This is a genomic window from Streptomyces sp. NPDC096012 (assembly GCF_040426375.1).
Lineage (GTDB): Bacteria > Actinomycetota > Actinomycetes > Streptomycetales > Streptomycetaceae > Streptomyces.
The window spans coordinates 94,319-106,315 of sequence record NZ_JBEOTD010000033.1 but is presented as its reverse complement, the minus strand read 5'-3'; the positions used below and the strand labels follow the sequence as shown (position 1 = coordinate 106,315).

Here is an 11,997-nt window from a genome sequence, read left to right as displayed (position 1 = left end):
CGTCTCCCAGATGCACGTCTCCCGGCTGCTGTCCCGCACCCTGGCCCGCCTGCGCGAAGGCATGCTCACCCAGAACTGAACCCCACACCGGCCGCGCCACCGTGAAGTTCGGTACACGGGGCAGTCCTCAGGTGGCCGAGGGCGTGCCGGTCGCGCTCGCGGTCGCCGTCTCGCCGAATCTCGCCGACGGATGTCACCAGGGCACCTCTCCGTCGTCGTCGAAGAACCGGCCGGTCGGGCCGTCGTCGGGCAGGGCCGCGAGGCGGATCGCGATCGCCGCGCCCTCTTCCGGGGTGCGGACGCCGCGGAACCCGTTGAGGTCCGTCGCGCAGTAGCCGGGACAGGCGGCGTTGACCAGGATGTTCGTGTCCCGCAGCTCTCCCTCGCCGCCGTGCCGGTGCTGGACGCGCCGGAGGTCACGACGGTCATCGCGTGGCCACCGCACAGCCGGTCCGCGGCCGTCGCCGGACTCGTCCGCATCCCGAGCCGTCTGTGAAGACCTCGCTTCTCCGGCGTCTCCGTCTCTTCGAAGGCTCCGACATGGCCGGGCCCGGCGCGGAGCGCGGTCGCCGCATCGGCCGGGCCGTCCGGGGAACCCGTCCGCCCTGGGCGTGCGGAGGCCGCCGACCGGCGCAGGAGGTGTCGCTGCCGTGGACGACTGGGAGATGTGGGAGATGCACGACGAGGTCCGGCTGTCGCCGCGGGAACGGCTCACGCTGCTGCGTATCGAGGCGGACCTGCGGCAGGACCGCAGGTTCGCCCGCCGCATGGGTGCGGCCCGCCGCGGGAGACGGCTGCCGGTGGCGGTGCTGCTGCTGGGGGCCGCGTCGGTGTTCGTGGCAGTCATGGGCATCCGCAGCTCGGATCCGTCGCTGCTGTGGTGCTTCGCGGTGCTGTGGCCGCTGACCCTCTTCCAGGCGTTCCGCCTGCTGTGCCGGGCGACCTGCGGCCGCCGCCGGGCGGTCACCCGGATCACCCGCCGGCCCTGAGTCGCCCGGTCAAGCCGCTGAGCCGTACTGCGAAGTCGTACCGCTGAGCCGGTAGCGCGGAGCCGCTGAGCCGTACCACCAGACCGTCCCTGAGCCGGCGTACCGCCACGCGCTGGTGCGTCCCTCAGTCGTGAGCCGACCGCCCGTGTGCCCGGCCGCCCGGATTCCGGCCTCCGGCCTCGTCTCGGTGGTCGGGAGCCGGGCGGCCGGCAACCCCGAAGCGGCGGGAGACCCGTCGCTCGCTCAGCTCTCCTTGCCCCGTCCCGTGAGCGCGTCGCGCATCCGGTCCACCAGGCCCAACCCCGGTGCCAGCAGCTTGTTGGCGGGGGGAGTGTCCGGTGCGGACGGGTGCGGACGGGTGGGGGCCATCTTCTTCGCGCGGCGGACCTTGTCACCGAGCTCCATCAGCGCGTCCGGGGGACAGGCCGCCTCCAGCCGCGGGAACAGGTTCTGCTCCTCGTCGGCCACATGTGCCCGGATCTCGGTCATCAGCTTGGCCATGAGCGTGTCGAGCCGCGGATCGTTCGCCTCGCAGCCCTCCATGTCCTTCATGATCCGCTCGGCCTTGGCGTGATCCTCGATCTCCCTGTCGGCCAGTGCGTCGCCGCCCGTCAGGTGCTCGCGCACCGCCGGGTACAGGTAGACCTCCTCGGCCACCGAGTGCCGGACCAGTTCGATCGTGACCTGGTCGGCGATGTCCTTGCGCTGCTCGGAGCCGGGCGGCAGCGCCTTGAAGCGGCCGAAGAACTCCTCGACCTCGCGGTGATCGGTCGTCAGCTCCTGGATGACGTTTCCGCCGTGTCCCATGGCGATACCTCCTGCGAACATCGCGGCGGCCCTGAGCGGCCGGCCATCGCCGAGCCGAGTGCCCCGCCCACCACGCGATACACGGCGATCACCCCCGCGCCACGGCGATTCACTCGCCGTGCCTTCCCGCCGTGCGCCGCGCTCCGAGCCGTGGTAACGGGCCGTCTGGGTCGCGCAAGCACCCGACATTCTGGACAATGGCTTCATCGTGTGAATCCAACTGGCAGGGGAACCCAAGCTGCCAGTGCCGTCCAGCCAGCGGCGGCCGACCAGGGCGGTCCCCGAATCCCCGGGACCCCGGACCCTGACCCATCCTTTCCGAATCGGCCGACGACGCCTGACCCGGCGGTGCGGCACGCGCCGAACGCCCGCACAGGAGCGTTCCGGGGCGCGGACGACGTGGACGAAGGGACACCCCCGATGACCGGAGACACACCCTTGCCCTGGCGGCGCGCGCTCGTGACCGGCGGCGCCGGCTTCCTCGGCTCCCATCTGTGCGAACGGCTGCTGGATTCAGGGGTCGAAGTCGACTGCGCCGACAATCTCGTATGCGGCCGCCGAGAGAACGTGGCCCACCTAGAGGGCCGGCCCGGATTCCGGTACGTGCACTGCGACGTCTCGGCACCCGACTGCCCGCAGCGGCTGTCCGGCCCCTACGACCTGGTGCTCCACTTCGCCTGCCCGGCCTCGCCCGTCGACTACCTGCGCCTGCCGCTGGAAACCCTCGACGTGGGCAGTCTCGGCACCCGCAACCTCCTGGACGTGGCCGCACGCGACGGCGCACGCTTCCTGCTCGCCTCCACCTCCGAGGTGTACGGCGACCCCTTGGTGCACCCGCAGCACGAGGGCTACTGGGGCAATGTGAACCCCATCGGGCCGCGCAGCGTGTACGACGAGTCCAAACGGTTCGCCGAGGCCCTCGTCACCGCGCACGCCGGGACCCGGCGGACGAACGCCGGGATCGTGCGGCTGTTCAACACCTACGGCCCGCGGATGCGCGCGCACGACGGCCGGGCGGTGCCGACGTTCGTCTGCCAGGCGCTCGCCGGAGAGCCGCTGACCGTCGCCGGCGACGGCAGCCAGACCCGCTCGCTGTGCTACGTGGACGACACGGTCGACGGCATCCTCCGGGTCGCGTCGAGCCGGTCCGTGCGGCCGGTGAACATCGGCGGCAGCGACGAGATCACCGTCGCCGCCCTGGCCCGCCGGGTGGTCGAGCTGACCGGCTCCCGTTCACCGATCGCGTTCGTGGACCGGCCGGTCGACGACCCGGGCCGGCGCCGCCCCGACACCACCCTCGCACGCGAACTGCTCGGCTGGTCGCCCCAGATCCCCTGGGAGGAGGGCCTGAAGCAGACCATCGCCTACTTCGCGGCCCGGTCCCCGGACCGTGCACCGGCCCCCTCGCAGCCCTGACCCGCCCCTCCTCGCCGCCCTGGAGACAGCGCATGCACGTCCTCGGTATCAACGCACTCTTCCACGACCCCGCCGCGGCCCTCATCACGGACGGCAAGGTCATGGCGGCTGCGGAGGAGGAGCGGTTCTCGCGCCGCAAGCACGGCAAACGGCCCGTGCCCTTCTCCGCCTGGGAGCTGCCCGAACAGTCGGCCCGCTGGTGTCTGGAGCAGGCCGGGCTCACCCCGGCCGACCTGGACGCCGTCGCCTACTCCTACGACCCCACGCTCGCCCGGCCCGCCGAGCAGCTGGGCCTGGACGACCCCTGGGACCGGCTGCGTCAGGAGTACGCCCGCCTGGCCCCCGGCTTCCTCGCCGAGGCCCTGCCCGGACTCGACCCCGCCAAGGTCCGCTTCGTCCCGCACCACGTGGCGCACGGCGCCTCCGCCGGCCCGGTCTCCCCCTACCCCGACTGCGCCGTCCTCGTCCTGGACGGCCGCGGCGAGTGCGGCTCCCACCTGGCCGGCCGGTGCACCAACCGTGAACTGACCGTCCTCGGCACCCGGGAACTGCCCGACTCCCTCGGCCTGTTCTACGAGGACCTCACCCAGCACCTGGGCTTCCTGCGCAGCAGCGACGAGTTCAAGGTCATGGCCCTCGCCTCCTACGGCACCCCGCGCTTCGCCGACCGGCTGCGCGGCTACGTCCACGCCGACGACCGAGGCGGCTTCCGGGCCCGCCCGGTGCCCTGGGCCGAACTGGTCCCGCCCCGCCCGGCGGACGGCGCCTGGAGCCAGGACCACGCCGACCTCGCGGCCAGCGCCCAGCTGTGCCTGGAGGAGACCATGCTCGCGCTCGCCCGCCGGCTGCACGAGCTCACCGGTGAGGACGCCCTGACCATGGCCGGCGGCGTCGCACTGAACTGTGTCGCCAACACCCGGCTGTGGCGGGAGAGCGGCTTCGGCCACGTGTGGGTGCAGCCCGCCGCCGGTGACGCCGGAACGGCACTGGGCGCGGCCGCGTACGTCGCCGGCCAGAAGGACGCCCTGGAGCCGATGCCGACCGCCGCGCTCGGCCGCGGCTGGAGCGACACCGAGCTGCGTGACTGGCTGGAGCGGGCGGCCGTACCGTACGAGGAGCCCGCCGACATCGCCGAGACGGCCGCCGAAGCGCTGGCCGCCGACGGGATCGTGGCCTGGTTCCAGGGCCGCAGCGAGTACGGGCCGCGGGCGCTCGGACACCGCTCGCTGCTCGCCCACCCGGGCAGGGCGGCCAACCTGGAACGGCTCAACGCGGTCAAGGGACGCGAGGAGTTCCGGCCCGTGGCCCCGATGGTGCTCGCGGAGCGGGCGGCCGAGCTGTTCGACGGACCGCTGCCCAGCCCCCACATGCTGTTCGTGCACGACGTGGCCGCCGACTGGAAGGCCCGCATACCGGCCGTGGTCCACGTCGACGGCACGGCCCGCGTCCAGACCGTGGACCGGACCCAGGAGCCCTTGGTGGCCCGCATGATCGACGGTTTCGAGCGGCGCACCGGACTGCCGGTGGTGGTCAACACCAGCCTGAACACCGCCGGCCGGCCCATGGTCGACGACCCGCGCGACGCCCTGGAGTGCTTCGGGTCGGCGCCCGTCGACCTGCTGGTGCTCGGACCGTTCGCCGTCCGCCGGGGGAGGGCGTTCGCATGACCGATGCGCCCGCCTACACCGTCGTCGTCCCGACGATCGGCCGCCCCTGTCTCGCCGAGTGCCTGCGCGCGCTCGCCGAGGCCGCGGGGCACACCCCGCACGAGGTGATCGTCGTGGACGACCGGCCCGAGCCGGACGGCGACCTGCCGCTGCAGGCGGCCGGCCAACTGCTCGACCGGGTACGGACCCTGCGCACCTGCGGCAAGGGACCGGCCGCCGCCCGCAACGCCGGCTGGCGGACCGTCCGCACGCCCTGGACGGTCTTCCTCGACGACGACGTCCAGGTGCTGCCGGACTGGTCCCGGCTGCTCGCAGAGGACCTGCGGGCGGCCGGCGAGGACGTCGGCGGCATCCAGGGGCGACTGCGCGTCCCCCTGCCCCCGGGCCGCCGGCCCACCGACTGGGAACGCAACACCAAGGGCCTGGAGAACGCCGCCTGGGCCACCGCCGACATGGCCTACCGCACCCAGGCGCTCACCCGGGTCGGCGGTTTCGACGAACGCTTCCCCCGGGCCTTCCGCGAGGACGCCGACCTCGCCCTGCGGGTGCAGCGGGCCGGCTGGTCGCTGTGCCGCGGCACGCGGGTCACCCGGCACCCGGTGCGCGCCGCCCACTGGTGGGCCTCGCTGCCCGTGCAGCGCGGCAACGCCGACGACGCCCTGATGAACCGGCTGCACGGACGCGACTGGTGGGACCGCGCCCAGGCGCCCCGCGGCCGGCTGCACCGCCACCTGGCGGTCACCGGCGCCGCGCTCGCCGCCGCCTCCTGCGCCCTGGCCGGCCGGCGCCGGGCCGCGACCGTCTGCGCGGCCCTGTGGACGCTCGGCACCGCCGAGTTCGCCCTCGCCCGCATCCTGCCCGGCCCCCGCACCACCCGGGAGATCGCCGGGATGCTCGGCACCAGCGTGCTCATCCCGCCGCTGGCCGTCCGGCACTGGCTGCGCGGAGTGGTGCGCCACCGGCGCGCCCGACCGCTGGGAGGTGCCCGATGAGCGGCGTCCGGGCCGTCCTGTTCGATCGCGACGGCACCCTCGTGGCCGACGTGCCCTACAACGGCGACCCCGGCCGGGTCCGGCTGCTGCCGGGTGCCGCGCGGGCCGTGGAGCTGGTCCGCTCCCACGGCCTGGCCACCGGTGTGGTCAGCAACCAGTCCGGCATCGGGCGCGGACTGCTCACCGCCCGGCAGGTGTGCCGCGTCAACGCGCGCGCCGACGAACTGCTCGGCGGCCTGGACGTCTGGACGTTCTGCCCGCACGCCCCGGACGCCGGCTGCGCGTGCCGCAAACCCCGGCCCGGCCTGATCCTGCGGGCCGCCGCGCGGCTGGGCGTCGGTGCGGCCGAGTGCGTGGTGGTCGGCGACATCGCCGCCGACGTCCTGGCCGCCCGGGCGGCCGGCGCGCGGGGCGTGCTGGTCCCGAACGCGGCCACCGCTGCCGAAGAGGTGAAACGTTTCGCCAGTGAGTCCGCCCCCGATCTCCTCACCGCCGTCCGCGGGGCTCTGGAGGACCGGGCGGCCACCACGGGGGCGCGATCGTCATGAGATCCCTCGTCGTCCGTCTCGACAGCTTCGGTGACGTGCTGCTCGCCGGCCCCGCCGTGCGCGCGGTCGCCGCCCGCTCCACGCACCTCACCCTGCTGTGCGGCCCACGGGGTGCGGACGCCGCCCGGCTGCTGCCCGGTGTCGACGAGGTGCTGGTGTGGGAGGCCCCCTGGGAGGGCTTCGAACCGCCCCCGGTGGACCCGGCCGACATCGGCGCCCTGATCACGCGGCTGCGCTCCGGCGCCTTCGAGGCCGCCCTGATCCTCACCTCCTTCCACCAGAGCCCACTGCCGGCCGCGCTGCTGCTGCGGCTCGCCGGCATCGGCCGGATCGGCGCCGACAGCGCCGACCACCCCGGGCGGCTGCTCGACGTGCGCCACCGCCGGCTGCCGGGCCGGCACGAGGCCGAGGCGGCCCTGGACGCCGCCGCCGCCCTGGGCTTCCCCCCACCGCACGGCGACGACGGCCGGCTGCGGGTACTGCCACCGCCGGACACCGTCGGCCTGACCGGCAACGGCCCCTACGTCGTCCTGCACCCCGGCGCCAGCGCCCCCGCCCGCGCCTGGGGCCCGCACCGGTGCGGGGAGGCCGTCGCCCTGCTCGCCGAAGCCGGGCACCGGGTGGTCGTCACCGGCGGCCCGGACGAGACGGACCTGACCCGGCGGGTCGCCGCGGGCCGGGCCGTGGACCTCGGCGGCCGCACGACCCCGCGCACCCTCGCCGGGGTGCTCCGCACGGCGGACGTGGTGGTCAGCGCCAACACCGGCCCCGCGCACCTCGCGGCCGCGGTCGGCACCCCCGTGGTGTCCCTGTTCGCGCCGGTGGTCCCGGCCGGGCGGTGGGCGCCGTACGGCGTCCCCGTCATCCTGCTCGGCGACCAGTCGGCGCCGTGCGCGGACACCAGGGCCCTGACCTGCCCGGTGCCCGGCCACCCCTGCCTGGACGAGGTCACCGGGCAGGACGTGGTGCGCGCGGTGCACAAGCTCATACAGGAGCGGCACTCATGAACATCCTCGTCTGGCACGTGCACGGATCGTGGCTCACCGCCTTCGTGCAGGGCCCCCACACCTACCTGGTCCCGGTCACCGAGGACCGCGGACCCGACGGTCTCGGCCGGGCCGTGACCTGGGACTGGCCCGGAAACGTCCGGGAACGGACCCCCGCACAACTGCGCGACTGCGACATCGACCTGATCGTGCTGCAACGGCCGCACGAACTCGAACTGGCCCTGCGCTGGACCGGCCGCCGGCCCGGCCTGGACGTGCCCGTCGTGTACGTCGAGCACAACAGCCCCGACACCTCACCCGAACGGCAGGTCCACCCACTGGCCGACCAGCCCGGGATCCCGATCGTCCACGTCACCCACTTCAACCGGCTCATGTGGGACAACGGCCGGGCCCCGACCGAGGTCGTGGAGCACGGCATCATCGACCCCGGCCGGCTGTGGACCGGCACCGAGCGGCGCGCGGCGGTCGTCGTCAACGAGCCCGTGCGCAGGGGCCGTACGACGGGCACCGACCTGCTGCCCCGCTTCGCGCGGTCCGCGCCCCTGGACGTCTTCGGCATGCGCACCGAAGGACTCGCCCAGCACCTCGGCCTGCCCCCCGAGCGCTGCCGCACCCGGGACCTGCCCCAGCACGAACTGCACCGGGAGATGGCCCGCTGCCGGGTCTACCTGCACCCCGTGCGCTGGACCTCGCTCGGCCTGTCCCTGCTGGAAGCCATGTTCCTGGGCATGCCCGTGGTCGCCCTGGACACCACGGAGGTCCGCGAGGCCGTACCCGAGGGCGCCGGAGTGGTCTCGAACCGCCTCGACGTACTGGAGGACGCCGTGCGGGCGTTCCTCGCCGAACCCGACCGCGCACGCCTGACCGGCGAGGCGGCCCGGGCCGCGGCACAGGCCCGCTACGGAGAGCGGCGCTTCCTGGACGACTGGGAGCGCCTGATCAAGGAGGTCACCCGATGAGCCGTATCCCGCACACGGCCGGGCGCGTCGCCATGGTCTCCGAGCATGCCAGCCCGCTGGCCGCGCTCGGCGGACCGGACGCGGGCGGCCAGAACGTGTACGTGGCACAGGTCGCCCGGCAGCTCGCCAGGAAGGGCTACCGGGTCACCGTGTACACCCGCCGCGACTCCGCGGGACTGCCGGACCGGGTGACCCTGATCGACGGCGTTCAGGTGGTGCATGTGCCCGCCGGGCCGCCCGCACCCGTCCCCAAGGACGAACTCCTGCCCTATATGGCCGAGTTCGGCGCCTTCCTGGCCCGGCAGTGGGCGGCGAAGCCACCCGACGTGGTGCACGCCCACTTCTGGATGTCCGGCCTGGCCGCCCTGACCGGGACCCGGGGCCTCGGCATCCCCGTCGTGCAGACCTACCACGCACTCGGCACGGTCAAGCGGCGCTACCAGGGAGCCGCCGACTCCAGCCCGGCCGAGCGGCTCGCGATCGAGGAGGCCATCGGTCACGAGTGCACCCGGATCATCGCCACCTGCAGCGACGAGGTGGCCGAACTGAAGGCCATGGGGCTGCCGGAGGACCGGATCAGCGTCGTACCCTGCGGCGTCGACCCCGACCAGTTCGCCCCCGTCGCCCCGGTCCGGCCCCCCGGCGCCCGCAGACGGCTGCTGGCCGTCGGACGGCTCGTCCCCCGCAAGGGCTTCGACCGCGCCATCCGGGCCCTGGCCGGCGTACCGGACGCCGAACTCCTCATCGCCGGCGGCCCCGAGGCCGACCTGCTCGGCGCCGACCCGGAGGCGGCACGCCTGCACGGCATCGCCGGCGAGTACGGCGTCCTGGACCGCGTCACCCTGCTCGGCGGTGTCGGCCGGGCCCGGATGCCCCGGCTGATGTCCAGCGCCGACCTCATCCTGTCCCTGCCCCGGTACGAACCCTTCGGCATCGTCCCGCTGGAGGCCATGGCGTGTGCCACCCCGGTCGTGGCCACCGCGGTGGGCGGCCAGCTCGACTCGGTCGTGGACGGCACCACGGGCGTCCTCGTCCCGGCCGACGACGACCACGACCTCGGCGCCGTCGTCCGCTCCCTCCTCGCCGACCCGGACCGGCTCGCCCGCTACGGCGCGGCCGGCCGCGAACGGGTGCTCGCCCACTACACCTGGGACCGCGTCGCCGACGGGGTGGCCGGGACGTACAGCACCGTGTCCTCGATCCGCTCGCTCTCGGGAGTCGTCCGATGAAGTCCGTCCACGGCACGAAGACCGTCAACGGCACGAAGTCCGTGGACGGCACGGAGACCGTCGTCGCCACCACCCACTGCGACGACCTGATGCGGGCCCTGGAGACGTTCCGGGACTGCGGGCCGCTCATCGAACGCTGGGGCGCCGAACTCGCCCGGCGGCTCGGCGGCGGCTCCCGGCTGCTCGTCGCGGGCAACGGCGGAAGCGCCGCGCAGGCACAGCACCTGACGGCCGAACTGGTCGGACGCTACCAGGACGACCGGCCGCCGTTCTCCGCCGTCGCCCTGCACGCCGACACCTCCACCACCACCGCCATCGCCAACGACTACGGCGTCCAGGAGGTGTTCGCCCGCCAGACCGCCGCCCACGGCCGCCCCGGGGACATCCTCATGCTGCTGTCCACCAGCGGCGCGAGCGCCAACCTGCTGTCCGCCGCCGAACGCGCCCACGGCCTCGGCATGACGGTGTGGGGACTCACGGGACGAGCACCCAACCCCCTGCAACTCGGTTCGGACGAGGCGCTGTGCGTGGACGCCCGCGTCTCCGCCACGGTGCAGGAACTGCACCTGGTCGCCGTGCACATGCTCTGCGAGGCCTTCGACCGGGCGGTCGAGCAGGGCGAGGCCGAGCGGTCCGGCGGTGCCGGCGCCGACGGCAGACCGAGCGTCGTCGGCCGGCTCGTCGGCCGCGCCCGTACCGTCGGCCGGGCCACGCCCGGCACACCCGTGGCCCCCAGGAAGGGACCCGCATGAGGACCTCGCGCACCCCCCTGGTCGTCGTGGGCGACGCCCTGCTCGACCACGATCTGTGCGGCCGGGCCGAGCGGCTCGCCCCGGACGCGCCGGTGCCCGTCGTGCACGACACCCGGCGCAGCTCCCGCCCGGGCGGGGCGGCCCTCGCCGCCTGCCTCGCGGCCTGCGACGGCCGCCCCGTCACCCTCGTCACCGCACTCGGCGACGACCCGGCCAGCCACACCGTGCGCGAGCTGCTGGCCGGCCGCGTCACCGTGGTGGAGGTGCCCCTGGACGGCAGGCTCAGCAGCAAGACCCGCGTCCTCGCCGGAGACCGGCCGCTGCTGCGGCTGGACGACGGCGAGGGCCGCGCCCGCGGGGCGACCGCGGCCGCCGAGGCCGCCGTGACCGGGGCCGGCGGCATCCTGGTCGCCGACTACGGCCGCGGCACCGCCGACGTCCTCAGGGCGGTCCTGGGCACCGCCGCCGCCCGCGTGCCCGTCGTGTGGGACCCCCACGTGCGCGGCCGGGCCCCGGTGACCGGCGTCCGGCTGGCCACCCCCTCGGCGCAGGAGGCCCGCGCCTTCGCCCGGCAACTGGACGACGGCCGCGACCACGACGAGCCGGCCGGGCTGCGCACCGCGGCCCGCGACGCCCGCGCACTCGTCGGCGCCTGGCGGGCCCGGGCCGTCGCCGTGACCCTGGGCGAGCGCGGCGCGCTGCTCTCCCACGGCGAGACCCCGCTGCTCGTGCCGACCCCGGCCGCCGCGACGGGCGACCCCTGCGGAGCGGGCGACCGGTTCGCCGCGGCCGCGGCCGGACTGCTCGCCGACGGCGGCCTGACCGAGGCCGCCGTCCAGGCCGCCGTGCACGCGGCCACCCGCTATGTGGCCGAGGGCGGCGCCCGCGCGATCACCGCGCCCGAGCAGCCGCGGACCGAGGCCGGAACCGGAACCGGAACCGGGACCGGGACCGGGACCGACGGAGACCCCGGCGCGGACGCGGCGCACGCCACGGGGACCGCCGTACGCGCGACCGGGGACGCGGTGCTCGCGACCGGGGCGGCCGTGCGCGCGGGCGGGAACGCCGGGGAGGCCGCTGCGGACGACACCGCGGACGCCGTGCGGACCGCCGCCCGGGTCCGGGCCGCCGGCGGCACCGTCGTCGCCGCGGGCGGCTGCTTCGACCTGCTGCACGCCGGGCACGTCGCCCTGCTCCAGGCCGCCCGCCGGGCCGGCGACTGCCTGATCGTCTGCGTCAACTCCGACGACTCGGTGCGCCGCGCCAAGGGCGACAGCCGCCCCCTCGTCCCGGTCGCCGACCGGGTCCGGGTGCTGCGCGCCCTGGAGTGCGTGGACGCGGTCGCCGTCTTCGAGGAGGACACCCCCGAACGCATCCTCGGCGCACTCCGCCCGCACATCTGGGCCAAGGGCGGCGACTACGCACGCACCCGTCTGCCCGAACAGGCCCTGGTGGAGAGCTGGGGCGGCCAGGTCCTGCTGCTGCCCTACCTGGACGGCCGTTCCACCACCGGCCTCGCCCGCCGCGCGGCCCTGTCACCGGCCCGGACGGCAGGCGGCACGTCGTGACCGCGGAGTTCGCCCGGGGCCGGCGGTTCCGCCGGAACGCGCGGTCGTTGCGGGGTTCGAGGG

At 75.1% G+C, this 11,997-nt stretch carries 11 protein-coding genes and 2 pseudogenes; 11 read left to right on the top strand and 2 right to left on the bottom strand.

Features of this window, described 5'->3' with window-relative positions; genetic code table 11:
* Window positions 1-193: 193 nt before the first annotated feature.
* Window positions 194-379, bottom strand: a pseudogene (locus ABVB68_RS27540) (dehydrogenase); the annotation flags it as partial.
* 3 nt (window positions 380-382) lie between these two features.
* Here ABVB68_RS27540 and ABVB68_RS27535 point away from each other — a divergent pair.
* Both ABVB68_RS27535 and ABVB68_RS27530 read left to right on the top strand, forming a co-directional pair.
* Window positions 383-496, top strand: a pseudogene (locus tag ABVB68_RS27535) (LysR family transcriptional regulator); the annotation flags it as partial.
* A 154-nt stretch (window positions 497-650) separates the two neighbouring features.
* On the top strand, window positions 651-989 hold the full coding sequence (locus ABVB68_RS27530; protein ID WP_353603845.1) for a DUF3040 domain-containing protein: 339 nt from the start codon (window positions 651-653) through the stop codon (window positions 987-989).
* A gap of 243 nt (window positions 990-1,232) precedes the next feature.
* On the opposite strand, the gene ABVB68_RS27525 is transcribed toward ABVB68_RS27530, so the two are convergent.
* On the bottom strand, window positions 1,233-1,796 hold the full coding sequence (locus ABVB68_RS27525; protein WP_353603844.1) for a hemerythrin domain-containing protein: 564 nt from the start codon (window positions 1,794-1,796) through the stop codon (window positions 1,233-1,235).
* 420 nt (window positions 1,797-2,216) lie between these two features.
* Between ABVB68_RS27525 and ABVB68_RS27520 the strand changes: the two genes are divergently transcribed.
* The 9 genes from ABVB68_RS27520 (at window position 2,217) to ABVB68_RS27480 (ending at window position 11,934) form a co-directional block, all read left to right on the top strand.
* Window positions 2,217-3,212, top strand: a complete 996-nt coding sequence (locus tag ABVB68_RS27520) for an NAD-dependent epimerase/dehydratase family protein (protein ID WP_353603843.1) — start codon at window positions 2,217-2,219, stop codon at window positions 3,210-3,212.
* Between the two features lie 32 nt (window positions 3,213-3,244).
* Window positions 3,245-4,879, top strand: coding sequence for a carbamoyltransferase family protein (locus ABVB68_RS27515; protein ID WP_353603842.1), 1,635 nt, complete (start codon window positions 3,245-3,247; stop codon window positions 4,877-4,879).
* Entirely contained in the window at window positions 4,876-5,871 is a 996-nt protein-coding gene (locus ABVB68_RS27510) for a glycosyltransferase family 2 protein (protein WP_353603841.1), read from the top strand. Before ABVB68_RS27515 ends, ABVB68_RS27510 begins: the two co-directional genes overlap by 4 nt.
* Window positions 5,868-6,419, top strand: coding sequence for a D-glycero-alpha-D-manno-heptose-1,7-bisphosphate 7-phosphatase (locus ABVB68_RS27505; protein WP_353603840.1), 552 nt, complete (start codon window positions 5,868-5,870; stop codon window positions 6,417-6,419). The genes ABVB68_RS27510 and ABVB68_RS27505 overlap by 4 nt, the downstream gene beginning before the upstream one ends.
* Window positions 6,416-7,426, top strand: a complete 1,011-nt coding sequence (locus ABVB68_RS27500) for a glycosyltransferase family 9 protein (RefSeq protein WP_353603839.1) — start codon at window positions 6,416-6,418, stop codon at window positions 7,424-7,426. Before ABVB68_RS27505 ends, ABVB68_RS27500 begins: the two co-directional genes overlap by 4 nt.
* Entirely contained in the window at window positions 7,423-8,385 is a 963-nt protein-coding gene (locus ABVB68_RS27495; protein WP_353603838.1) for a glycosyltransferase, read from the top strand. The genes ABVB68_RS27500 and ABVB68_RS27495 overlap by 4 nt, the downstream gene beginning before the upstream one ends.
* A complete protein-coding gene (locus tag ABVB68_RS27490) occupies window positions 8,382-9,614 on the top strand; it encodes a glycosyltransferase (RefSeq protein ID WP_353603837.1) in 1,233 nt (410 codons plus the stop codon). Before ABVB68_RS27495 ends, ABVB68_RS27490 begins: the two co-directional genes overlap by 4 nt.
* 89 nt (window positions 9,615-9,703) lie before the next feature.
* Complete coding sequence (locus ABVB68_RS27485; RefSeq protein WP_353603847.1) at window positions 9,704-10,366, top strand: D-sedoheptulose-7-phosphate isomerase; 663 nt, start codon at window positions 9,704-9,706, stop codon at window positions 10,364-10,366.
* Window positions 10,363-11,934: a PfkB family carbohydrate kinase gene (locus ABVB68_RS27480; RefSeq protein WP_353603836.1), complete on the top strand. Its 1,572-nt coding sequence runs from the start codon at window positions 10,363-10,365 to the stop codon at window positions 11,932-11,934. The genes ABVB68_RS27485 and ABVB68_RS27480 overlap by 4 nt, the downstream gene beginning before the upstream one ends.
* The last annotated feature ends 63 nt before the right edge of the window (window positions 11,935-11,997 follow it).